Below are 22,017 nucleotides of genomic sequence, written 5' to 3'. Positions count from 1 at the left end.
GAAGAGGCCTGTATGTACGCCATCAATCTCGCGTCGTACCGCCTGGCGCCTTCCCGGCTAAAGCCGGCCCTACAATGGCCGGTTGCGCCAATCCTATTGGATGCACGCACTTCCCGTAGGACCGGCTTTAGCCGGGAAGAGGCCGGTGCATACACCATCAATCCTGCAGCGCGGCACCAAACGCCTTCCCGGCTAAAGGCGGTCCCACAAAAGCCGGAGTTGCTTACATCTCCACCTGCGTACCCAGTTCGATCACGCGGTTGAACGGCAGCTTGAAGAAACGCAAATTGCCGTTGGCGTTCTTCAACATGAACGAGAACAGACCCTCGCGCCAGCGGGCCATGCCCACCAGTTTCGAGGAGACCACGGTTTCGCGGCTGAGGAAATAGGTCGTGCGCATCGGACTGAAATCCAGTTCCGACAAGTGACACAGGCTCAGCGCCGCCGGCACGTCCGGCTCGTCGATGAAACCGAAATGCAGGATCACCCGATAGAAGCCCTCGCCAAACACCTCGACCTCGAAACGCTGCGCAGCGGGCACCCGCGGGGTGTCTTCGTACACAACGGTCAGCAACACTACCTGCTCATGCAGCACCTGGTTGTGCAGCAGGTTATGCAACAACGCATGGGGGACGGCGTCCGCACGCGCCGTGAGAAACACTGCCGTGCCCTGAACGCGATGGGGCGGCTGCACGCGAATGCTGCTGATGAAAATGGGCAGCGGCAGACCGCCTTCGTCGATGCGGTCCACCAGCAGCTGTTTGCCGCGCTTCCAGGTGGTCATCAGGATGAACAGCGCGATCCCGGCCAGGAACGGGAACGCCCCGCCCTGAATGACTTTTGGCACGTTAGCCGCGAAGAACAGGCCATCAACGAACAGACATCCGACCAAAATCGGCACCGCGATCAGCGGCGGCCATTTCCAGGCCAGCAGCATGACCGACGCCACCAGAATCGTCGTGCAAAGCATCGTACCGGTCACCGCCACGCCGTAGGCGGAGGCCAGCGCGCCGGAGGATTCGAAGCCCAGCACCAGTAGGATTACTCCCACCATCAGCGCCCAGTTCACCGCACCGATGTAGATCTGCCCTTGGGCGTCGCTCGACGTGTGCTGGATGTACATGCGCGGGATGTAGCCGAGCTGAATCGCCTGCAGCGTCATCGAGAACGCCCCGGAAATCACGGCCTGGGAAGCAATAATGGTTGCCAGCGTCGACAGGGCGATCAAAGGCAACAAGGCCCAGCTCGGCGCCAGCAGGTAGAACGGGTTGCGCACCGCTTCAGGGTCCTGAATCACCAGGGCGCCCTGACCAAAGTAGTTCAGCACCAGCGCCGGCAAGACCAGTGCGAACCACGCGCGGGAGATCGGCTTGCGACCGAAGTGCCCCATGTCCGCGTAGAGCGCCTCGGCACCGGTCAGTGCGAGCACCACAGCGCCCAGGACCGAAACGCCAATGCCGGGATGATCAATAAAGAAGCGAACCGCCCACACCGGATTGACCGCGTGCAGCACTTCCGGCTGCTGGAGGATGCCGTGAACGCCGAGTACCCCGAGGGTCACGAACCACAGCACCATGATCGGGCCGAACATCACGCCGATCCGCGCAGTGCCGTGACGCTGAATCAAAAACAGCGCTACCAGCACGACCAACGCGATCGGCACCACCCAGTGCTCCAGTCCGTCAAAGGCCAGCTCCATGCCCTCGACCGCGGACAGCACCGAAATTGCCGGGGTAATCATGCTGTCGCCGTAAAACAGCGCCGCGCCGAACAGGCCGAAGACGATCATGCTCGCCTGCAGCTTCGGGTATTTTGCCGATGCCCGCCGCGCCAACGCCGTCAGCGCCATGATGCCGCCTTCGCCGTCGTTGTCGGCGCGCATCACCAAGGCCATGTATTTGAAGGAGACCACCCAGATCAGTGACCAGAAGATCAGTGACAGAATGCCCAGCACGGCATCGTGGCCGGCTTGCACGCCATAGCCGCCGACAAATACCTCTTTAATGGTGTAAAGCGGGCTGGTACCGATGTCGCCATAGGCTACACCCACCGCGCCCACCAGCAGACTCAACGGTTTCGCCGAAGAATGCCCGACCTCTGCCTGACTCGTTGCGTGACCCATTTACCACTCCTGAAACCATGACTCGAGCACCGCGATCCGGCGTTGTCGGATTGACCCACGCCGCACCGGTAAATTCCGATGTGCCCGGCTCCCTTGGGGTGCCGGGCGTAGCGCCGCGAAGCATAGCGCAGCACTCGTCGTAATTCTCTGTATAACACTGGTCAATCGTTTGATGCGCCGCTAGAATTGCGCACTTTTTGATCAGAGGCGCCCCAAGCGCCCAGTCAGTGGCTCGGCCAAATGCCGGGCATCCTACGCCGAGGTTAGTCAATGTCCACCGTCACCACGTCTGCCGCCCCCAAGGTCGGCTTTGTCAGCCTCGGTTGCCCGAAGGCCCTGGTCGATTCCGAACGCATCCTGACCCAGCTGCGCATGGAAGGCTATCAGGTCGTTCCGACCTACCAGGACGCTGACGTGGTCGTGGTCAACACCTGCGGTTTCATCGACAGCGCCAAGGCTGAATCCCTCGAGACCATTGGCGAGGCGCTGGCCGAGAACGGCAAAGTGATCGTCACCGGCTGCATGGGCGTGGACGAAAGCGTGATCCGCAATGTCCATCCGAGCGTGCTGGCCGTCACCGGTCCGCAGCAATACGAGCAAGTGGTCAATGCCGTCCACGACGCCGCCCCGCCGAAGCTCGATCACAACCCGCTGATCGATCTGGTGCCGCCGCAAGGGGTCAAGCTGACCCCGCGTCATTACGCGTACCTGAAGATTTCCGAAGGCTGCAATCACAGCTGCAGCTTCTGCATCATCCCGTCCATGCGCGGCAAGCTGGTCAGCCGCCCGATTGGCGATGTGCTCGACGAAGCCCAGCGTCTGGTCAAAGCCGGTGTGAAAGAGCTGCTGGTGATCTCCCAGGACACCAGCGCCTACGGCGTCGACATCAAGTACCGCACCGGTTTCTGGAACGGCCAGCCGGTCCGCACGCGCATGACCGAGCTGTGCCAGGCCCTGAGCTCGTTGGGTGTGTGGGTACGCCTGCACTACGTTTACCCGTACCCGCACGTCGACGAGATCATTCCGTTGATGGCGGCGGGCAAGATCCTGCCGTACCTGGACATCCCGTTCCAGCACGCCAGCCCGAAGATTCTCAAGCTGATGAAACGCCCGGCCTTCGAAGACAAGACCCTGGCGCGCATCAAGAACTGGCGCGAACAGTGCCCGGACCTGATCATCCGTTCGACCTTCATCGTCGGCTTCCCGGGTGAGACCGAAGAAGACTTCCAGTACCTGCTGGACTGGCTGACTGAAGCACAGCTCGATCGCGTCGGCTGCTTCCAGTACTCCCCTGTCGAAGGTGCGCCGGCGAACCTGCTGGATGCGCCGATCGTTCCGGACGACATCAAGCAGGATCGCTGGGACCGCTTCATGGCGCACCAGCAAGCCATCAGTGCCGCACGCCTGCAGATGAAAATCGGCAAGGAAATCGAAGTGCTGATCGACGAAGTGGACGAGCAGGGCTTCGTCGGCCGTTCGTTCTTCGATGCGCCGGAAATCGACGGCAACGTCTTCGTCGAAAGCGACCGTGATTTCAAACCGGGCGACAAGGTCATGTGCCGCGTGGTGGATGCCGATGAGTACGACCTGTGGGCTGAGCCGATCTAACGCTCAAGCGCCGGTTCCAACACCGTTCCGCTTCAAACAGCCCCGCCCGTAAGACGGCGGGGTTTGTTTTTTCTGGCTATCGTCCCCACATCAGGATCACTACCCAGGGAGCAGCGGCAACGTGACTCACCCATCGGTCATTTATCTGCCCAGGCAGCACGACTTCGCCGAACTCACCCGGGTCTGGGAAGCCTCCGTGCGCGCGACCCATGACTTTCTGGCCGAGAACTACATCACGCTGCTCCGGCACCTGCTGGAAACCCAGTACCTGGGCGCCGTGAACCTGTTCTGCACCCGCGACTCCCACCTGCACATCACCGGTTTTGCCGGCACCACGCCAGGCAAGCTCGAAATGCTGTTCATCGCCCCCGATCACCGCGGCATGGGACTGGGCAAGCAACTGCTGGACTATGCGATCGAGCACTTCCACATCACCGAGCTGGACGTGAACGAACAGAATGCCCAGGCGCTGGGCTTTTATGAACGACAGGGGTTTGAGGTGGTGGGACGGGCGGAGGTCGATGGGCTCGGTCGGCCGCATCCGATGTTACGGATGCGGCTGAAGGTCAGGTGAAGCGAATTCGCATCAACGCTGCAGGCTTTCCAGCAGTACCTTGTTGAACTGCTGCGGGTCCTGAATCTGCGGCGCATGGCCCAATCCCGCAAACTCCACCAGCGTCGCCTGAGGAATGCGCTTGGCCGCAGCCTTGCCCAGCTCCGGGTAATTACCCAGTGTCTTGCGTAACGCCTCGGGCGCCGCGTCCTTGGCAATGGCGGTGTTGTCCTTCTGCCCGATTAGCAGCACGGTGGGCATCTTCAGTTTCTCGAAGTCGTAGAACACCGGCTGATTGAAGATCATCCCGTAGGTCTGCGCTGACGCCCGCGCCACCTCCTCTTTGCCTTTGCCGTTGAACATCCCGGCCTGCATGTCGACCCAATGATCGAACTCGGGCCGCCATTCATTGGCGTAGTAGGTCGACTGCTGATACTTGCGAATGCTCTCGGCACTGGTCTTCAACTCCCGGGCGTACCAGTCATCAAAGCTGCGATCCGGCACGCCTTTGGCTTTCCAGTCTTCCAGACCGATAGGGTTGACCAGCAGCAACTGGTCCACTTGGTCGGGGTACATCAGCGCAAAGCGCGTCGCCAGCATGCCTCCCATGGAATGCCCGACCACCGTGACGTGATCGATGCCCAGTTGGGTCAGCAGCGCGTTGGTGTTTTGCGCCAACTGTTCGAAGGAGTATTTGTAGTCCGCCGGTTTGCTGGAGCGACAGAAGCCGATCTGATCCGGCGCGACCACCCGATACCCCGCGCCCGTCAACGCCTTGATGGTGCCTTCCCACGTGGCGCCGCAAAAGTTCTTGCCGTGCAGCAGCACCACGCTGCGACCATTGGCGGTACCGGTCGGCTTGATGTCCATGTAACCCATCTGCACCGGTGCGCCCTGGGACTCAAACGTGAAATTCTGCGCCGGGAACGGATACTGAAAGCCTTCCAGCTGTGGGCCGTAAGACGGTGATTGCGCAGCGAGCAGCGGCAGGCTGACAGTCATCAGCAGTGCGGGTAGCCATTTGGTCATGAATTCGCTCCAGACAGTGTAGGAATAGAGAGCAGACCTGCGTCACTCCCGGAAAAATCCATCGAGTGGAGGCTTATTCACCCACCAATTTCAATGTGGCCGCGATTAACGGTGCATGCGCGGGTACAATAGGCGCCTTTCCATTTTGTTACGGCTTTTCTCATGACTGATCCCATTCGCCTTTCCAAACGCCTGATCGAGCTGGTCGGCTGCTCTCGCCGCGAAGCCGAGCTGTTCATCGAAGGCGGCTGGGTCACGGTGGACGGCGTGGTGGTAGACGAGCCGCAGTTCAAGGTCGAAAACCAGACCGTGGTGCTGAACGCTGAGGCGAAAGCCGATACACCTGAATCCGTCACCCTTCTGTTCAACGCACCGGCGGGCATGGCCCCCGAAAGTGCCCTGGCGTTGATCACCCCAGGTACGCTTTCGGCGGACCACAGCATCGGCCGACGTCCCCTCAAAGGGCACTTTCTGCGCCTGGAAGCGATTTCCACGCTGCAAGCCAATGCCAGCGGCCTGATGGTCTTCAGCCAGGACTGGAAAATCCTGCGCAAACTCACCGACGACCGCAGCAAGATCGAGCAGGAATACGTCGTCGAGATCTCGGGCGACATGGTTGCCCACGGCCTCAACCGCCTGAACCACGGCATGACCTATAAGGGCAAGGAGCTGCCGAAGGTCAAAGCCAGTTGGCAGAACGAAAACCGCCTGCGCTTCGCCATGAAAAACCCTCAGCCCGGTGTCATCGTCCAACTGTGCGAAGCGGTGGGTCTCAAGGTTGTTTCGGTGCGGCGCATTCGTATCGGCGGCGTGTCCATCGGCAAGGTGCCTGAAGGCCAGTGGCGCTACATGACCGACAAAGAAAAATTCTGACTCCCCTATGTGAGCGCCGCATCCAGTCTCGCGTGCGCTCATCTGCGAATCTCCAGGAACTACACGCACCATGATGAACAACGATGTACTGCGCAGCATCCGTTACATGCTTGATATCAACGACGCAAAAGTGGTCGAGATCATCAAGCTCGGCGGATTCGACGCGACCAAAGCCGATGTCGCGGCCTACATGAAGAAAGACGAAGAAGAAGGCTTCGTGCCGTGCAGCGACGAAGTCATGGCGCACTTTCTCGACGGCCTGGTGTTCTTCAAGCGTGGCAAGGACGAAAGCCGTCCGCCACTGCCTGTCGAGCTGCCGATCACCAACAACATCGTCCTGAAGAAGCTGCGGGTGGCGTTCGAGCTGAAAGAAGACGACATGCACGCGATCCTCAAGGCGTCCGAGTTCCCGGTGTCCAAGCCTGAACTCAGCGCCCTGTTCCGCAAGGCGGGTCACACCAACTACCGCGTCTGCGGTGACCAGCTGCTGCGCAACTTCCTGCGCGGCCTGACTCTGCGCGTACGCGGCTAAGCGCTGCGGCTACGTCGATGACCCAAGGCTATAGCGTCTCGCCGATCGGCTTCATGCGCTCGTGCTTCAAAGAGAAGTTCGCCATTCCCCGGCAGCCGCAACTGGCGCCTGCCGCCCGGGGCGTGCTGGAGTTGGTTGCGCCTTTCGATCAGGGTGACGCCGTCCAGGGCCTGGAACAGGTCAGCCATGTCTGGCTGCTGTTTCTGTTTCATCAGGCCCTGGAGGACAAGCCGCGACTCAAGGTGCGCCCTCCTCGCTTGGGCGGCAATCAGTCGATGGGCGTGTTCGCCACGCGCGCGACCCATCGGCCCAACGGCATCGGTCAGTCGGTGGTCAAGCTGGACAAGGTCGAAGCCGGGCGCCTGTGGTTGTCAGGCATCGACCTGCTGGACGGCACGCCGGTGCTGGACGTCAAACCCTACGTGCCCTACGCCGATGTCATCGCTGATGCGCGCAACGGCATGGCCGCCGCCGCGCCGGAGCTGATTCCGGTGCAGTGGGGGGATGCGGCGCTGGCGCAGGCCCGCGAACACGGGGTGCGCCTCGAAGAACCGCTGATCGAACTGATCGAGCAGTGCCTGGCTCAAGACCCGCGACCGGCCTACCAGACGCCCACGCCGGAACGACGCTACGGCGCGCAGTTCTGGGACCTGGACGTTCGCTGGCACTATCCACAGCCCGGCGTCATTTGCGTGCTGGAAGTGGTGCCTGCCGTCGGTTCATAAACGCGTTACGCCCGCCCACAAAAAAACCGCCTGGTCCGTGACCTCCAGGCGGTTTTTTTCAGACCCCAAAAACGCGGGTGCCTGTACTGACCTATTCGCCGATGACGTCACCCTCGCAGTGCTGCGAGGATGATTCATCGGCGATTGGGTCATATCTGTGAGCGGTTACTTCTCGACGAATGCGCGCTCGATCAGGTAATCACCCGGCTCGCGCATACGTGGCGAAACGGTCAGGCCGAAGCTGTTGAGCACTTCGCTGGTTTCGTCGAGCATGCTCGGGCTGCCGCACAGCATGGCGCGGTCGTCCTGCGGGTTGATCGGTGGCAGACCGATGTCGCTGAACAGCTTGCCGCTGCGCATCAGATCAGTCAGGCGGCCTTCGTTTTCAAACGGCTCGCGGGTCACGGTCGGGTAATAGATCAGCTTGTCGCGCAGCATCTCGCCGAAGAATTCGTTCTGCGGCAAGTGCTCGGTGATGAACTCGCGGTAAGCCACTTCGTTCACATAACGCACGCCGTGGCACAGGATGACCTTCTCGAAACGCTCGTAGGTTTCGGGGTCCTGGATCACGCTCATGAACGGCGCCAGACCGGTACCGGTGCTGAGCAGGTAAAGATGCTTGCCCGGCTTAAGGTCATCCAGCACCAGCGTGCCCGTAGGCTTCTTGCTGATGATGATCTCGTCGCCTTCCTTCAGATGCTGCAGCTGCGAGGTCAGCGGGCCGTCCGGCACCTTGATGCTGAAGAACTCCAGATGCTCTTCCCAGTTCGGGCTGGCAATGGAGTAGGCACGCATGAGCGGGCGCCCGTTTGGCTGCTGCAGACCGATCATGACGAACTGACCGTTCTCGAAGCGCAGGCCAGGATCACGGGTGCACTTGAAACTGAAGAGGGTGTCGTTCCAGTGATGAACGCTGAGGACACGCTCGTGATTCATGTTGCTCATGGTACGTGGGAGCTCCTGATAAATAACGTGCGCCAGTCAATGCGCCATTGCGCGACATTCTAGTGGCAGACACAATATCTGTTAACTGAATTATCAAGATATGGGTTATCGGTTATATAGATATGCGATTTACTCTTCGTCAACTCCAGGTGTTCGTCGCCGTCGCCCAGCAGGAAAGCGTTTCCCGCGCCGCGGTGCTGTTGTCCTTGTCGCAATCGGCGGCGAGCACTTCCATTACTGAACTGGAACGCCAGTCCAGCTGCCAGCTATTTGACCGGGCGGGTAAACGGCTGAGCCTCAACGCGACCGGCCGGCAACTCTTACCTCAGGCCGTTGCCCTGCTCGATCAGGCCAAGGAGATCGAAGACCTGCTTAACGGCAAGTCCGGCTTCGGCTCGCTGGCGGTCGGTGCAACGCTCACCATCGGCAACTACCTGGCGACCCTGCTGATCGGCAGCTTCATGCAGCGCCACCCTGAAAGCCAGGTGAAGCTGCACGTGCAAAACACGGCGAACATCGTTCAGCAGGTCGCCCATTACGAGATTGATCTGGGCTTGATCGAAGGCGACTGCAGCCACCCCGACATCGAAGTGCAGACCTGGGTCGAAGATGAACTGGTGGTGTTCTGCGCCCCTCAGCACCCGCTGGCCAAGAAAGGCCGGGCGTCCCTGGAGGAATTAACGCGCGAGGCGTGGATCTTGCGTGAACAGGGCTCGGGGACGCGGCTGACCTTCGATCAGGCCATGCGTCATCACCTGAACAGCCTGAACGTGAGGCTGGAGCTGGAACACACCGAGGCCATCAAGCGCGCCGTTGAGTCCGGGCTGGGGATCGGCTGTATTTCGCGTCTGGCCCTGCGGGACGCCTTTCGCCGGGGCAGCCTCGTGGCCGTTGAAACACCGGAGCTGGACCTGGTGCGCCAGTTCTACTTCATCTGGCACAAGCAGAAATATCAGACGTCGGCTATCCGCGAGTTTCTCGACCTCTGTCGCTCCTTCACCGCCGGTGTTAACCGCAGCGACGAAATCGTCCTGCCGAGCATTGCCTGAGGCGCCGCTAGGCCTAATCCACACACTTGTCAGCCCAGCAGAATCAGGCCCCAGACCACGGCGATCATGCTCAGCGCCACAAACTGTGCGGCGCTGCCCATGTCTTTGGCGTTCTTCGACAGCGGGTGGCGGTCGAGGGAGATTCGGTCAATCGCGGCTTCGATCGCCGAGTTCAACAGTTCGACAATCAGTGCCAACAGACACACCGCGATCAGGATCGCGCGCTCGCCTCGGCTGACGTGAAACACGAAGGAAAGCGGGATCAGTATGACGTTGAGCAGCACCAGCTGACGGAAGGCGGCTTCGCCTTTGAATGCAGCGGTCAAGCCGTCGAGGGAATAGCCGGAGGCGTTGAGAATGCGTTTCAGGCCAGTCTGGCCTTTGAATGGGGACGTCATAGGAAAACTACTGATGAATGAAAGCGGTGGAGGCTAGTGCGGCGACGGTCAAAAAAGTGTGAAGGTCGGCCGCGCAAAGCCTGGGGCTGAGCCTGATTCCGGGGAATCAGCTCTGCGGAATGGATTCCAATTGTTGCAGCAGTAAGGCCGCCTGGGTTCGGGTGCGCACATTGAGCTTGCGAAAGATCGCCGTGACGTGGGCCTTGATCGTCGCCTCCGACACGCTCAGCTCGTAGGCGATCTGCTTGTTCAGCAGCCCCTCGCAGACCATCGTCAACACACGGAACTGCTGGGGCGTCAGGCTGGCGAGGCCTTCGCTGGCGGCTTTGGCTTCAGCGGATACGCTGATGCTTTCATTAACCTGCGGGGGCCACCAGACATCGCCATCCAGCACCGTTCGTACGGCTTTCTGAATGGTTTCAAGGGAACTGGATTTAGGGATGAAACCGCTGGCGCCGAATTCCCGAGACTTGACCACGACCGCGGCCTCCTCCTGGGCAGACACCATCACCACCGGCACTTGCGGGTACTGGCCGCGCAACAACACCAGCCCCGAAAAGCCATAAGCGCCGGGCATGTTCAGGTCCAGCAGGACCAGATCCCAGTCGGACTTCTCGGTCAGTCGCGCTTCCAGATCAGCGATGCTCTCGGCCTCGACCAGCCTTGCGTCCGGCCCGAGCCCCAGGCTCAGCGCCTGATGCAAGGCGCTGCGAAACAGGGGATGGTCGTCGGCAATCAGGATTTCGTATGGCATTTCATGATCCTTTAAGTGACTCAGCGCCGACGAATTCAACACCCAATGAGGCAGCCCGCGACATCTTGACACAGGGACCGTACGTGAGCGGCGCCAAGGATGCCCAGCGAAGTCGGGGTGGTCAAGCCTGAAGCTTTGCGGCAAAGTCTGCGCCCCCGACCTGACGAGTGCCACCATGCCAAACCATGCCCTGCGAGCAGACCTGCTCATGCTCCTGACCGCATTGATCTGGGGCACCGGCTTTGTCGCTCAAACCGCCGGGATGGATCACATCGGTCCGTACCTGTTCTCGGGCCTGCGCTTCGCGCTCGGCTCCCTCTGCCTGATCCCGCTGATTCTGCGCAACGCCAAAACAGCGCGCGTGCCGGAGCCCTTGCTCAATCGCGGCATGCTGCGCGCCGGCATCATCATGGGGCTGGCGCTGGCACTGGGCATCAACCTGCAACAGGTCGGCCTGCTGTTTACCAGCGTGACCAACTCCGGCTTCATCACCGGCCTGTACGTGATTGTAGTTCCGTTGCTGGGCTTGCTACTTGGTCATAAAACCGGGCTGGGCACCTGGCTGGGCTGCCTGCTGGCAGTGGTCGGCATGTGCCTGCTGAGCATTGGCGATAACTTTCATGTCGCTTCGGGGGATTGGCTGCAGCTGATCGGCGCGTTCGTGTGGGGCGGCCACGTGGTGTTGGTCAGCCTGTTCGCCAGCCGCCACGACCCGATCCGTCTGGCCTTTCTGCAGTTCGCCACCTGTTCGGTGGTGAGTCTGCTGCTGGCAGTGCTCTTCGAACCGATCGCCCTCAACGCGATCATCGACGCGGGCCCTGCCCTGCTCTACGGCGGCATCGTCGCCGTCGGCGTGGGTTACACGCTGCAAGTGGTCGCGCAAAAACACGCCATCGCCTCCCACGCGGCCATCATCCTTTCGCTGGAGGCCGTGTTCGCCGCCATCGCCGGGGCCTGGATTCTCGGAGAGGCGTTGCAACTGCGCGGCTATATCGGTTGCGGATTGATGCTGGCCGGGATGCTGCTGGCGCAGTTGTGGCCGAAGAAAACCCTTGCCTGATATCTGCTGCTATGCGAGCCGTCTTGATACGGCTCACTGGCGCCAGCCTTACTGATGACTACTCAAGATAGCCCTTGAGCTCTTGATGAGCATCGCTTAGCAAGTCGAGGGGCAACTGATTTTTGGCACCTAGATAGTGCTGACTGAACACATCGAAGTAGCAGCTTAGAGCCGAAGCTGCTTCAGTGTCGCCGGCCAGATCGAAACACAGTGCGGCCACTTCAGCGGTACAGAGATGTTCGCTGCGCGTGGAACGTCTTAGCTTGTACCGTGAAAGCTTTTCAGGGATCAGGCTCAAAATGGGGATGGAGTCAAAATAAGCGCTTTTACGGAAGATTTTCCTCGCTTCAGTCCATGTAGCGTCAAGCAGCACGAACAGCGGTCTCTTATTCGGATTAATCGTCACGGTATTGGTGACGCGCTCGGCCGCTACATATTCCCCCGGAAACACCAGATACGGTTGCCACTGCGGATCGTTGAGCAATGCAATCAGCTTCTCATCGACTTCGGTGCGTGACCACACAAACGCATGGTTATCCTTGATCACGTCTGCGATCAGCCAACCCGTATTGCTGGGTTTGAAGACCTCTTTTGTCGTCATGATCAGGCACACCCCTGATTTTGCCTCGACCTTGGGACGCCACCTGCACAGGCAGTGACTTTCGATCACTCGACAGTACGGGCACCTCGGCGCACGTGATCCGCGAGCAAGGTAAGGCTTGGTACTCTCATCCTCCCGCTCATCTCTCAGACATGCGACAGAGTTTCTGTGAAAAAGAGTCGGGGTCATCGAAGGGTAAGAAGGCAGTGACACGAGGGTATCCGGCAGGTCGAAATGTCGCGGCATTCTATCAGACCCGCCCGACGCGCCGTGTTCTCTGGTGTCCGCCAAGGCTCCTCCCCTATACTGCCCGGCCCTGAGAGCTCACTCCCCCAGTGAACGCCTCGGGATGTCGCCGGTCCAACGGCCAGCCTCTGCATCACCCGTCTACGCACCAGGAGAATTCAATGCTGCGCCTCATCGCCCCCACTCTCACGCTTTTGCTCGTCGCTCCACTGTGCGCCAACGCGGCGTCCAAGCAGGATTACGAACTGAGCCAGATGCTTGATAAAGTCGCGAAGGAAAGCAGTGTCGGCACGCCACGCGCCATCAACGAAGACATCCTCGACGAGGGCTACACCGTTGAAGGCAAGATGCTGATCAATCACCTGAGTGTACAGTCTGGCCAGGCCGCTCAAATGCGTGAACACCCGGACGATGTCCGCGGTCAGCTGGGCGGCAGCGTGTGCCGCAACGCCGGTTACCGTCAACTTATGGCCAAGGGCGCGATCCTGCGTTACCAGTTCACCGAATACAAAACCAACAAGCTCATCACGACTCAGGAAATCAAAGCGGCGGACTGCGCTGCCAAACCCCCTGCCCACAAGAAGTGATGTAACCGGCTCTACGGGCTGCGTGTTTTGAGATCTTTTCAACGCGCAGCCTTGCTCTCCCCTCCCCGCTATAGACGCCATCCAAACTCCCGCCAATCAGCACGTCCCGCCCGCTGCTTGATCGCTGATCCTGATGCCTGATTTTCGTTTGGCCGTGCCCGTTCTGCCTCATCACATTTTGCATGCAAGAAAGGGTTGCCTGCGGCGCCGGTTGCCATCACTGTTTTCTCTTTTCACCATGGATTAGTCCAGAATCGGGCGCCGCGCAGGTCTGATGCCTCCCTTACCTTCGGATGCGCTGCGCACGCCGACGCATGAAGCGTCGCGATCCCGCCCCCTGGCGGCGGTCAATGATTCTGCAGAAGGAGAAAGCGTGAATGCCGTACGTACCCAGTGACGCGTTGTCTCAACACTTTCAGAGCAACGGAATCGACCTCACCCCCAAAGTCGAAGAACTCCTCGGTTCGGTCGCCCCGGACAGCCCCAACCTTCCGCCCTACCGCGACATGATTCTGACCGTCCTGCGCATGGCCCAGGACGACCTGAATCGCTGGAATGCCAAAATCACCCTGCAAGCGCTGCGCGAGCTGGAGAATGCCTTCCGGGTGCTCGAACGCTTCAAAGGCCGGCGCAAGGTCACCGTGTTCGGTTCCGCCCGTACCCCTTTGGAACATCCTGTTTATGCGCTGGCCCGTGAACTGGGCAAGCAACTGGCAGCCTCCGACCTGATGGTCATCACCGGCGCCGGTGGCGGGATCATGGCCGCGGCCCACGAAGGCGCCGGCCTGGATCATAGCCTGGGCTTCAACATCACCCTGCCGTTCGAGCAGCACGCCAATGCGACCGTGGATGGCACCGGTAATCTGCTGCCGTTCCACTTCTTCTTCACACGTAAGCTGTTTTTCGTCAAAGAGGCCGATGCGCTGGTGCTCTGCCCGGGCGGGTTTGGCACCCTTGATGAAGCACTGGAAGTGCTGACGCTGATCCAGACCGGCAAAAGCCCGCTGGTTCCTATCGTGCTGCTGGATGCACCGGGAGGCACGTTCTGGGAAGGCGCGCTCGGTTTCATCAAGAATGAGCTGGAGGCGAACAAATACATTTTGCCCACGGACATGAACCTGATGAAGCTGGTGTACAGCGCCGATGAGGCCGTCGCCGAGATCAACCGTTTTTACAGCAACTTCCACTCCAGCCGCTGGCTGAAGAACACCTTCGTCATCCGCATGCACCATGCGTTGAGCGAACAGGCGCTGAACGCCCTGCAGGACAGGTTCGCCGATCTACGGTTAAGCGGCGACTTCCAGCAATACGGCCATCAAGACGAATATGACGATGCGCAGTTCAGCCATCTCACGCGTCTGGCGTTTGCCTTTAACGGCCGTAATCACGGCCGTTTGCGCGAGTTGGTGGACTGCATAAACCTTGAGGAGAACTGGGTAGGACCTGCGCATTCCCAGCGGGCCCATGAGCCCGAGCCTGTCAAATCGATGTGATGCTGAATGCTTGAGGGCGTGCTTTAGCGCCTTCAAGCCCATCGCGCATCAGTCGTCGTTGCCCTTCCCACTCAACAAACGCCCGATGAGCTCCGGCGGGTACCCGCGATAGCTCAGAAAGCGCATCTGCTGCCCACGTTCGCGGGCATCCTTGGGCAGTTGGCCGCTGAACTTGCGCTGCCACAGCGCTTCCAGTTTTTCCCACCAGTCCACGCCGCACTCGCGCAGCGCCTGCTCAATGTCCGGGCGCGGCAAACCGCGTTGCCCCAGCTCCTCGCGGATACGCAAAGGGCCGTGGCCAGAACGGGCACGGTAGGAAACAAAGCTTTCGAGGTATCGGGATTCAGACAGCAGACCCTCTTCCGTCAGACGGTCGAGCGCTGCATCAATCAATTCGGGAGGTGCGCCGCGCTGACGCAACTTGCGCGTCAGCTCGACACGACCGTGCTCGCGTCGTGCGAGCAGGTCCATTGCAGTACGCCTTACAGCGACGGGCGTATCAAGCACAGCCGGCATGGCGGGGATCAGATATCCGCGTCAGCTTCAACTTCAGCCACATCGTCTGCCGCTACGCGGGACGACTGGGCCTTCACATCAGGCGCTGCCGTCAGCAGCTTCTCGCGAATCTGCCGTTCGAGGGTGGTGCCGATTTCCGGGTTGTCCGCCAGGAACTTCGCGGAGTTGGCTTTACCCTGACCGATCTTGCTGCCCTGGTAGCTGTACCAGGCGCCGGATTTCTCCAGCAGACCGTGCAGCACGCCGAGATCGATGATCTCGCCGTTACGGTAGATGCCCTTGCCGTAGAGAATCTGGAACTCAGCCTGACGGAACGGCGGGGCCACCTTGTTCTTGACGACTTTGACGCGGGTTTCGCTACCGACGACTTCGTCGCCTTCCTTGACCGCGCCTGTACGGCGGATGTCCAGACGGACCGACGCGTAGAACTTCAGGGCGTTACCACCGGTTGTTGTTTCCGGGCTGCCGAACATCACGCCGATCTTCATACGGATCTGGTTGATGAAGATAACGAGGCAGTTGGCAGTCTTGATGTTACCGGTGATCTTACGCAGCGCCTGGGACATCAATCGGGCTTGCAGGCCGACGTGCATGTCGCCCATTTCGCCTTCGATTTCAGCCTTCGGAACGAGGGCGGCAACGGAGTCGACGACGATGACGTCGATTGCGTTCGAACGCACCAGCATGTCGGTGATTTCGAGGGCCTGTTCGCCGGTGTCTGGCTGGGAGACCAGCAGGTCGTCGACGTTGACGCCCAGCTTGCCGGCGTACTCTGGATCGAGCGCGTGCTCGGCGTCGACGAATGCGCAGGTGGCGCCCATTTTCTGGGCTTCTGCGATGACGGACAGAGTGAGGGTGGTCTTACCCGAAGATTCCGGGCCGTAGATTTCAACGATCCGGCCTTTTGGCAGGCCACCGATACCAAGTGCGATATCGAGACCCAGCGAACCGGTGGAGATAGCAGGAATAGCCTGGCGATCATGGTCACCCATGCGCATTACGGCACCTTTGCCGAATTGACGCTCGATCTGACCCAAGGCCGCAGCCAAGGCTTTCTTCTTGTTGTCGTCCATTGAATCCTCTCGTAATAGGTTAGGCCTTGACGGCCGATATAACTGTATAAGTAGCCAGTATTATTCCACAGGGCCTGACGCGCGCCTACCCCTGATTTGGTATTTCTCCGCGAGAGAGGCGGACAAGCCCCTCTAGCGCGGCGCTCACCGTTTGTCGGCGAACCGCATCACGGTCACCTGCAAATAGAAAGCACTCGGCGATCAATCGTTCCGCCACGCCCCAGCAGACCCACACAGTGCCAACGGGTTTCTCCGCCGAGCCACCGTCCGGTCCGGCCACGCCGCTGACCGCGACCGAAAACTGCGCGCCGCTATTAGCCTGCGCGCCCTTCGCCATGGCCTCGACCACTTCGCGACTGACGGCGCCGACCTGGGCGAACAGCGCTTCCGGCACCGCCAGTTGACGGGTCTTCTGCCGGTTGGAGTAGGTGACATAGCCGGCTTCGAACCAAGCCGAACTCCCGGGGATACGGGTGATGGCTTCGGCGATGCCGCCTCCGGTGCAGGATTCGGCCGTGCTGACCTGCGCGCCCGCGGCCAACAGTTGCTGGCCCAGGGTTGCTGCCAGATGAGTAATGTCATTCACGGGAGATTCTCCGTATCGGTCGAGGCGAAGCAGACACGCTACACCAGCCGGGTCGATGTGCAACACAGGGCGCGATCCGAATCCGGTTCACGCCTGCGAGCCCTCTATTTGCGCTCCGGTTTCTCGGGGCAGGGTTTCTTGACGGTTTCCACGATGGTTTCCCGTGGCCTTCGCTTGGCCTCCTCCAAAGGGATGAAGCGGCCGTTGGTTGAATCTCGTCCTCGCTTGCGTGGCATAGGGCAATCCTTGTCGATGATGCCGCCTCCCGTCGGGCGGTGCTCGACATCCTAGCCAGCTCGAAGCGCTTCGTGTCGGTTCGGAAACGCGCCGTGACGAATCAGCCGGACCTGCGGCCCGCGAACGTGCGTGGTAACCTTGCCGCCATCGCAAAATCAATCGGATCCGACGTCGAGCCACGTAGGTGGAATCCCCGCCGTCGCCCGAAACTTGCCTCAATTCCCTATAGAATTTGCCTAAATAACTGATGAATAAAGCAATTTCCGACCTGTCCTCGCATACCCCGATGATGCAGCAATACTGGCGGTTGAAAAATCAGCATCCCGATCAGCTGATGTTCTATCGCATGGGTGACTTCTACGAGATCTTCTATGAAGACGCCAAGAAGGCGGCCAAGCTGCTCGACATCACGCTGACTGCGCGGGGCCAGTCAGCGGGGCAAAGCATTCCCATGTGCGGCATCCCCTATCACGCAGCGGAAGGCTATCTGGCCAAGCTGGTGAAGCTCGGCGAGTCAGTCGTCATCTGCGAACAGATTGGCGATCCGGCCACCAGCAAAGGCCCGGTCGATCGTCAGGTGGTGCGCATCATCACGCCGGGCACCGTCAGCGACGAAGCCTTGCTGGACGAGCGTCGGGATAACCTGATCGCCGCCGTGCTGGGTGACGAACGCCTGTTCGGCCTCGCCGTGCTGGACATCACCAGCGGCAATTTCACCGTGCTGGAAATCAAGGGCTGGGAAAACCTGCTGGCCGAGCTTGAGCGGATCAATCCGGTCGAGCTGCTGATTCCCGATGACTGGCCCCAAGGGTTGCCCGCAGAGAAACGCCGCGGTGCCCGTCGTCGCGCGCCATGGGACTTCGAGCGCGATTCGGCGCACAAAAGCCTGTGCCAGCAGTTCTCCACTCAGGATCTCAAAGGCTTCGGCTGCGAGAACCTCACCCTGGCGATCGGCGCGGCCGGCTGCCTGCTGAGCTACGCCAAAGAAACCCAGCGCACCGCATTGCCACACCTGCGCAGCCTGCGCCATGAGCGCCTCGACGACACGGTGATTCTGGACGGCGCCAGCCGCCGCAATCTGGAACTCGACACCAACCTGGCGGGCGGGCGCGACAACACGCTGCAGTCGGTGATGGATCGCTGTCAGACCGCCATGGCAACGCGCCTGCTGACCCGCTGGCTGAACCGTCCCCTGCGCGATCTGCACATCCTTCAGGCCCGCCAAGAGTCCATTGGCTGCTTCCTCGAGCGTTACCGCTTCGAGAACCTGCAGCCGCAGCTGAAAGAGATCGGCGACATCGAGCGCATTCTCGCGCGTATCGGCCTGCGCAATGCCCGTCCTCGGGACCTGGCGCGTCTGCGTGATGCCCTGAGCGCGTTGCCCGAATTGCAACTGGCCCTGGCCGAGCTTGAAGCGCCGCACATTCAGCAATTGGCGAAAACCGCGAGCACCTACCCGGAGCTGGCCGACCTGCTGCAACGCGCGATCATCGACAATCCGCCTGCGGTGATTCGAGACGGTGGCGTCCTGAAGACCGGTTACGACGCCGAGCTCGATGAATTGCTGTCCCTGAGCGAGAACGCCGGGCAGTTCCTCATCGATCTGGAAACCCGCGAAAAGGCACGCACCGGCCTGGCCAACCTCAAGGTCGGCTACAACCGCGTGCATGGTTACTTCATCGAGCTGCCGAGCAAGCAGGCCGAACAGGCGCCGGCCGATTACATCCGCCGCCAGACGCTTAAAGGCGCCGAGCGTTTCATCACCCCGGAGCTCAAGGAATTCGAAGACAAGGCGTTGTCGGCCAAGAGCCGCGCGCTGGCTCGGGAAAAGATGCTCTATGAGACGCTGCTGGAAGACCTGATCGGGCACCTTGCGCCGCTGCAGGACACTGCCGCCGCGCTGGCCGAGCTGGATGTGCTGAGCAACCTGGCCGAGCGTGCGCTGAACCTGGACCTCAACCGTCCGCGTTTCACCGATGAGCCGTGCATGCGCATCGAGCAAGGTCGGCATCCGGTGGTGGAGCAGGTGTTGTCGTCGCCGTTCGTGGCCAACGACCTTGATCTGAACGACAACACGCGCATGCTGGTGATCACCGGTCCAAACATGGGCGGTAAATCCACCTACATGCGCCAGACTGCTTTGATCGTGCTGCTGGCGCATATCGGCAGCTTCGTGCCGGCGGCGAGCTGCGAGCTGTCGCTGGTGGACCGTATCTTCACGCGTATCGGTTCAAGCGATGACCTGGCCGGCGGACGCTCCACTTTCATGGTGGAGATGAGCGAGACCGCGAACATTCTGCACAACGCCACGGACAAAAGCCTGGTGCTGATGGATGAAGTCGGACGCGGCACCAGCACATTCGACGGGCTTTCGCTGGCGTGGGCTGCGGCGGAATGCCTCGCCCAGCTTCGTGCGTACACGCTGTTCGCCACCCATTATTTCGAGCTGACCGTGTTGCCGGAGAGCGAGCCGCTGGTGGCCAACGTGCACCTGAATGCCACCGAGCACAACGAGCGCATTGTCTTTCTGCACCGCGTGCTGCCGGGGCCGGCGAGCCAGAGTTATGGTCTTGCCGTGGCGCAACTGGCTGGCGTGCCGGGGCGCGTCATCACGCGGGCCAAGGAGCATCTGCTGCGCCTGGAGACCACCAGCCTGCCCCACGAACAGCCCAAGGCCAAGCCGGGAAAACCGCCGCTGCCGATGCAGAGCGACATGTTTGCAAGCTTGCCGCACCCTGTTCTGGACGAGTTGTCGAACCTGAAGATCGACGACCTGACGCCGCGCCAGGCGCTTGAGTTGTTGTATTCGATGAAGACACGCATCTAACGTGATTCGTAACAAGCTGTTAGAATCCCGCGCGGTTCGGGACGCTGTGAGCTTTTAGCCTGGCTTCACAGCGCACCTGGCCGCGTTTGAACGCAGCGAACCAAGGTCGGACATCGCCGCGCAGGACACCTTGCCTGCCGCGTTGCTCGAGAAGCTGAGTTTTACGGTGGGGGGACGTCCCGTACCTGGCAAGCCGGACTGAACGGCCTTGCTGCCGCCGCCTGAGGAGAGAATTAGAAATGACCTTCGTCGTCACCGACAACTGCATCAAGTGCAAGTACACCGACTGCGTAGAAGTCTGTCCGGTGGACTGCTTTTACGAAGGCCCGAACTTCCTGGTGATTCACCCGGACGAGTGCATCGACTGCGCCCTGTGCGAGCCTGAATGCCCTGCGAATGCGATCTTCTCCGAAGACGAGATTCCGGCCGGCATGGAGAATTTCATTCAGCTGAACGCAGAGCTGGCTGACGTCTGGCCCAACATCACGGAACGCAAGGACGCGCTGCCGGATGCGGCACAGTGGGATGGCAAGACCGGCAAGATAGCCGATCTGGAGCGCTAAGCTTCTGAAACGTCGAACACCCTGCTGACGCAAAAGGCCCCTCGGGGCCTTTTTGCATTGTCGAGGTGGTTGCAGCCGCACTTTTCTACAGACGAAAAAAGGGGCGGTATGACCCGCCCACATTTTTTCCTTAATCCCTTCAATCCGTGTTCATCATCCTGATGAATCGCGTCCTGCGATGTCCTTGAGCAGTCTTCCTTGACCGCCTGTACCAATCCGTCGGTACAGGACTGATCTTAGTGATTTAAACGGTCAGGGCAAGGGCCGAGAGTTTTCAGGAAAATTCAGCCGCTGACTGACGCTAGTTTTAAATTGCCAACTAAATCAACGGGATAACTATCGGCTTTCACCTGACGGAGACATGATCAGCCAAAGAAGAGACGATAACTCACAGGACGCGTAAGAAACTGCTTACAGCATGAGTAAGCATCACTTACCTGATTGTGAAAAAGATCATCGACCTCTCAAGACGCTGTCATGAGACGTCCATCTAACTCACGTTGGATCGACATAAAAAAAGCCCCGACTCGTCGGGGCTTTCATACCGCTTGATATAACGTACACCCACTCTCTCGTCTTACTGGAAGAGTGACTCGCTGGATAGGCCATTCTTCTCGAGTATCTCGCGAAGGCGCTTTAACCCCTCCACTTGAATCTGCCGTACACGCTCACGAGTCAGGCCGATTTCCAGCCCGACGTCCTCAAGCGTGCTGCTTTCATGCCCGCGCAGCCCGAATCGACGGACGACGACTTCACGCTGTTTGTCGGTCAACTCTGAAAGCCACTGATCGATGCTCTGGGACAGATCATCGTCCTGCAGCAGTTCGCAGGGATCGGTAGGACGATCATCCGTCAGCGTGTCGAGCAGCGTCTTGTCTGAATCAGGGCCCAGCGACACATCCACCGAAGACACCCGCTCGTTGAGGCCGAGCATGCGCTTGACCTCACCGACCGGCTTCTCCAGCAGGTTGGCAATTTCTTCGGGAGAGGGTTCATGGTCAAGCTTTTGCGTCAGCTCCCGCGCGGCGCGCAGGTAGACGTTGAGCTCTTTGACCACATGGATCGGGAGGCGGATCGTTCGCGTCTGATTCATGATCGCGCGTTCGATGGTTTGACGAATCCACCAAGTGGCGTAGGTCGAGAACCGGAATCCGCGCTCCGGATCGAATTTTTCGACCGCTCGAATGAGGCCCAAATTGCCCTCCTCGATCAGGTCCAGCAATGACAGACCACGATTGACGTAGCGCCTGGCGATTTTCACGACCAGCCGCAGATTGCTCTCAATCATGCGTTTGCGCCCAGCCGGATCGCCGCTTTGCGACAGTCGCGCAAAATGGACTTCTTCTTCCGGGGAGAGCAAGGGGGAAAAGCCGATTTCATTGAGGTACAGCTGCGTAGCATCCAGTGCACGAGTGTAGTCAATGTACTTATGCTGTTTGAGCGCTGCAGAGTTTTTGGGTTTCGCACGAACGGAAGGTGTAGCTGGCTTCTCATCCGTTGCAGAATCCAGGACGATTGCGGGTTCCATAAGGAGCACCTCGTCGTCTATGTCAAACTCCGGCACTTCTTTGCTGAGAGCCATTGTTATAGTCCTTTGGTGAGTTCGACCTCAAGCTCCAGTGACGCCTTCTTCCGTGGCA

Annotated in this window: 21 protein-coding genes; 11 read left to right on the top strand and 10 right to left on the bottom strand. The window is 60.0% G+C overall.

All coding sequences use genetic code 11. The annotated features are described in order from the left end of the window. Window positions 1-223 precede the first annotated feature (223 nt). A complete protein-coding gene (locus tag FX982_RS13025; RefSeq protein WP_172611011.1) occupies window positions 224-2,122 on the bottom strand; it encodes a potassium transporter Kup in 1,899 nt (632 codons plus the stop codon). Window positions 2,123-2,392: 270 nt separating this feature from the next. Between FX982_RS13025 and rimO the strand changes: the two genes are divergently transcribed. Further along, the gene (rimO, locus tag FX982_RS13020; RefSeq protein WP_065989766.1) at window positions 2,393-3,730 is read left to right on the top strand and encodes a 30S ribosomal protein S12 methylthiotransferase RimO; all 1,338 of its coding nucleotides are present in this window, start codon (window positions 2,393-2,395) and stop codon (window positions 3,728-3,730) included. A gap of 121 nt (window positions 3,731-3,851) precedes the next feature. Continuing rightward, a complete protein-coding gene (locus tag FX982_RS13015; RefSeq protein ID WP_172611009.1) occupies window positions 3,852-4,304 on the top strand; it encodes a GNAT family N-acetyltransferase in 453 nt (150 codons plus the stop codon). 12 nt (window positions 4,305-4,316) lie between these two features. On the opposite strand, the gene FX982_RS13010 is transcribed toward FX982_RS13015, so the two are convergent. Then, window positions 4,317-5,312 carry an alpha/beta fold hydrolase gene (locus FX982_RS13010; protein WP_172611007.1) on the bottom strand — a complete coding sequence of 332 codons (996 nt, stop codon included), beginning with the start codon at window positions 5,310-5,312 and terminating at the stop codon, window positions 4,317-4,319. 162 nt (window positions 5,313-5,474) lie between these two features. On the opposite strand from FX982_RS13010, the gene FX982_RS13005 reads away from it, so the two are divergent. The 3 genes from FX982_RS13005 to tsaA all read left to right on the top strand — a co-directional run bounded on the left by FX982_RS13005 (window position 5,475) and on the right by tsaA (window position 7,442). Further along, entirely contained in the window at window positions 5,475-6,185 is a 711-nt protein-coding gene (locus FX982_RS13005) for an rRNA pseudouridine synthase (RefSeq protein WP_172611005.1), read from the top strand. Between the two features lie 70 nt (window positions 6,186-6,255). Next, window positions 6,256-6,717 carry a DUF1456 family protein gene (locus FX982_RS13000; protein ID WP_172611003.1) on the top strand — a complete coding sequence of 154 codons (462 nt, stop codon included), beginning with the start codon at window positions 6,256-6,258 and terminating at the stop codon, window positions 6,715-6,717. A gap of 17 nt (window positions 6,718-6,734) precedes the next feature. Continuing rightward, a complete protein-coding gene (gene tsaA, locus FX982_RS12995) occupies window positions 6,735-7,442 on the top strand; it encodes a tRNA (N6-threonylcarbamoyladenosine(37)-N6)-methyltransferase TrmO (protein WP_122623032.1) in 708 nt (235 codons plus the stop codon). Between the two features lie 165 nt (window positions 7,443-7,607). Here tsaA and fpr read toward each other — a convergent pair whose 3' ends face one another. Continuing rightward, window positions 7,608-8,387, bottom strand: coding sequence for a ferredoxin-NADP reductase (gene fpr / locus FX982_RS12990; RefSeq protein ID WP_065989778.1), 780 nt, complete (start codon window positions 8,385-8,387; stop codon window positions 7,608-7,610). Window positions 8,388-8,509: 122 nt separating this feature from the next. On the opposite strand from fpr, the gene FX982_RS12985 reads away from it, so the two are divergent. Next, on the top strand, window positions 8,510-9,436 hold the full coding sequence (locus tag FX982_RS12985; RefSeq protein ID WP_065989779.1) for a LysR family transcriptional regulator: 927 nt from the start codon (window positions 8,510-8,512) through the stop codon (window positions 9,434-9,436). A 29-nt stretch (window positions 9,437-9,465) separates the two neighbouring features. On the opposite strand, the gene FX982_RS12980 is transcribed toward FX982_RS12985, so the two are convergent. Both FX982_RS12980 and erdR read right to left on the bottom strand, forming a co-directional pair. After that, on the bottom strand, window positions 9,466-9,834 hold the full coding sequence (locus FX982_RS12980; protein ID WP_172611002.1) for a diacylglycerol kinase: 369 nt from the start codon (window positions 9,832-9,834) through the stop codon (window positions 9,466-9,468). A gap of 106 nt (window positions 9,835-9,940) precedes the next feature. Beyond that, window positions 9,941-10,588: a response regulator transcription factor ErdR gene (gene erdR / locus FX982_RS12975; RefSeq protein ID WP_122537393.1), complete on the bottom strand. Its 648-nt coding sequence runs from the start codon at window positions 10,586-10,588 to the stop codon at window positions 9,941-9,943. 175 nt (window positions 10,589-10,763) lie between these two features. Between erdR and FX982_RS12970 the strand changes: the two genes are divergently transcribed. After that, window positions 10,764-11,648: a DMT family transporter gene (locus FX982_RS12970; protein WP_172611000.1), complete on the top strand. Its 885-nt coding sequence runs from the start codon at window positions 10,764-10,766 to the stop codon at window positions 11,646-11,648. A 58-nt stretch (window positions 11,649-11,706) separates the two neighbouring features. Here FX982_RS12970 and FX982_RS12965 read toward each other — a convergent pair whose 3' ends face one another. Beyond that, entirely contained in the window at window positions 11,707-12,438 is a 732-nt protein-coding gene (locus FX982_RS12965) for a tRNA-uridine aminocarboxypropyltransferase (protein WP_172613048.1), read from the bottom strand. Between the two features lie 218 nt (window positions 12,439-12,656). Here FX982_RS12965 and FX982_RS12960 point away from each other — a divergent pair, with 218 nt between their 5' ends. Both FX982_RS12960 and FX982_RS12955 read left to right on the top strand, forming a co-directional pair. Continuing rightward, window positions 12,657-13,082 (top strand): quorum-sensing-regulated virulence factor family protein, encoded by a 426-nt coding sequence (locus FX982_RS12960; RefSeq protein ID WP_172610999.1) that lies wholly within the window; start codon window positions 12,657-12,659, stop codon window positions 13,080-13,082. Between the two features lie 377 nt (window positions 13,083-13,459). After that, a complete protein-coding gene (locus FX982_RS12955; protein ID WP_172610998.1) occupies window positions 13,460-14,575 on the top strand; it encodes an LOG family protein in 1,116 nt (371 codons plus the stop codon). A 48-nt stretch (window positions 14,576-14,623) separates the two neighbouring features. Here the strand turns inward: FX982_RS12955 and recX are convergent, their stop codons facing one another. The 3 genes from recX to FX982_RS12940 form a co-directional block, all read right to left on the bottom strand. Next, on the bottom strand, window positions 14,624-15,091 hold the full coding sequence (recX, locus tag FX982_RS12950) for a recombination regulator RecX (RefSeq protein WP_172610996.1): 468 nt from the start codon (window positions 15,089-15,091) through the stop codon (window positions 14,624-14,626). Between the two features lie 8 nt (window positions 15,092-15,099). After that, a complete protein-coding gene (recA, locus tag FX982_RS12945) occupies window positions 15,100-16,164 on the bottom strand; it encodes a recombinase RecA (protein WP_065989790.1) in 1,065 nt (354 codons plus the stop codon). An 85-nt stretch (window positions 16,165-16,249) separates the two neighbouring features. Beyond that, complete coding sequence (locus tag FX982_RS12940; protein ID WP_172610994.1) at window positions 16,250-16,750, bottom strand: CinA family protein; 501 nt, start codon at window positions 16,748-16,750, stop codon at window positions 16,250-16,252. Window positions 16,751-17,246: 496 nt separating this feature from the next. Between FX982_RS12940 and mutS the strand changes: the two genes are divergently transcribed. Both mutS and fdxA read left to right on the top strand, forming a co-directional pair. Next, window positions 17,247-19,814, top strand: a complete 2,568-nt coding sequence (mutS, locus tag FX982_RS12935; RefSeq protein ID WP_172613047.1) for a DNA mismatch repair protein MutS — start codon at window positions 17,247-17,249, stop codon at window positions 19,812-19,814. Window positions 19,815-20,053: 239 nt separating this feature from the next. After that, complete coding sequence (gene fdxA / locus FX982_RS12930; protein ID WP_065989796.1) at window positions 20,054-20,377, top strand: ferredoxin FdxA; 324 nt, start codon at window positions 20,054-20,056, stop codon at window positions 20,375-20,377. Between the two features lie 577 nt (window positions 20,378-20,954). Here fdxA and rpoS read toward each other — a convergent pair. After that, a complete protein-coding gene (gene rpoS / locus FX982_RS12925) occupies window positions 20,955-21,959 on the bottom strand; it encodes an RNA polymerase sigma factor RpoS (protein ID WP_122537386.1) in 1,005 nt (334 codons plus the stop codon). Window positions 21,960-22,017: the final 58 nt, after the last annotated feature.

Origin of the sequence: Pseudomonas graminis (genome assembly GCF_013201545.1) — a bacterium.
GTDB lineage: Bacteria > Pseudomonadota > Gammaproteobacteria > Pseudomonadales > Pseudomonadaceae > Aquipseudomonas.
This window is presented reverse-complemented; position numbering and strand designations above follow the sequence as displayed.

Bases quoted from the DNA above. Each gene is read 5' to 3' on its own strand.
- FX982_RS12965 (WP_172613048.1), bottom strand. From the start codon at position 12,438: ATGACCCCGACTCTTTTTCACAGAAACTCTGTCGCATGTCTGAGAGAT.
- FX982_RS13005 (WP_172611005.1), top strand. From the start codon at position 5,475: ATGACTGATCCCATTCGCCTTTCCAAACGCCTGATCGAGCTGGTCGGC.
- FX982_RS12970 (WP_172611000.1), top strand. From the start codon at position 10,764: ATGCCAAACCATGCCCTGCGAGCAGACCTGCTCATGCTCCTGACCGCA.
- FX982_RS13010 (WP_172611007.1), bottom strand. From the start codon at position 5,312: ATGACCAAATGGCTACCCGCACTGCTGATGACTGTCAGCCTGCCGCTG.
- rimO (WP_065989766.1), top strand. From the start codon at position 2,393: ATGTCCACCGTCACCACGTCTGCCGCCCCCAAGGTCGGCTTTGTCAGC.
- FX982_RS12960 (WP_172610999.1), top strand. From the start codon at position 12,657: ATGCTGCGCCTCATCGCCCCCACTCTCACGCTTTTGCTCGTCGCTCCA.
- fpr (WP_065989778.1), bottom strand. From the start codon at position 8,387: ATGAGCAACATGAATCACGAGCGTGTCCTCAGCGTTCATCACTGGAAC.
- FX982_RS12980 (WP_172611002.1), bottom strand. From the start codon at position 9,834: ATGACGTCCCCATTCAAAGGCCAGACTGGCCTGAAACGCATTCTCAAC.
- FX982_RS12985 (WP_065989779.1), top strand. From the start codon at position 8,510: ATGCGATTTACTCTTCGTCAACTCCAGGTGTTCGTCGCCGTCGCCCAG.
- tsaA (WP_122623032.1), top strand. From the start codon at position 6,735: ATGACCCAAGGCTATAGCGTCTCGCCGATCGGCTTCATGCGCTCGTGC.
- FX982_RS12955 (WP_172610998.1), top strand. From the start codon at position 13,460: ATGCCGTACGTACCCAGTGACGCGTTGTCTCAACACTTTCAGAGCAAC.
- erdR (WP_122537393.1), bottom strand. From the start codon at position 10,588: ATGCCATACGAAATCCTGATTGCCGACGACCATCCCCTGTTTCGCAGC.
- FX982_RS13000 (WP_172611003.1), top strand. From the start codon at position 6,256: ATGATGAACAACGATGTACTGCGCAGCATCCGTTACATGCTTGATATC.
- recA (WP_065989790.1), bottom strand. From the start codon at position 16,164: ATGGACGACAACAAGAAGAAAGCCTTGGCTGCGGCCTTGGGTCAGATC.
- recX (WP_172610996.1), bottom strand. From the start codon at position 15,091: ATGCCGGCTGTGCTTGATACGCCCGTCGCTGTAAGGCGTACTGCAATG.
- FX982_RS13025 (WP_172611011.1), bottom strand. From the start codon at position 2,122: ATGGGTCACGCAACGAGTCAGGCAGAGGTCGGGCATTCTTCGGCGAAA.
- rpoS (WP_122537386.1), bottom strand. From the start codon at position 21,959: ATGGCTCTCAGCAAAGAAGTGCCGGAGTTTGACATAGACGACGAGGTG.
- fdxA (WP_065989796.1), top strand. From the start codon at position 20,054: ATGACCTTCGTCGTCACCGACAACTGCATCAAGTGCAAGTACACCGAC.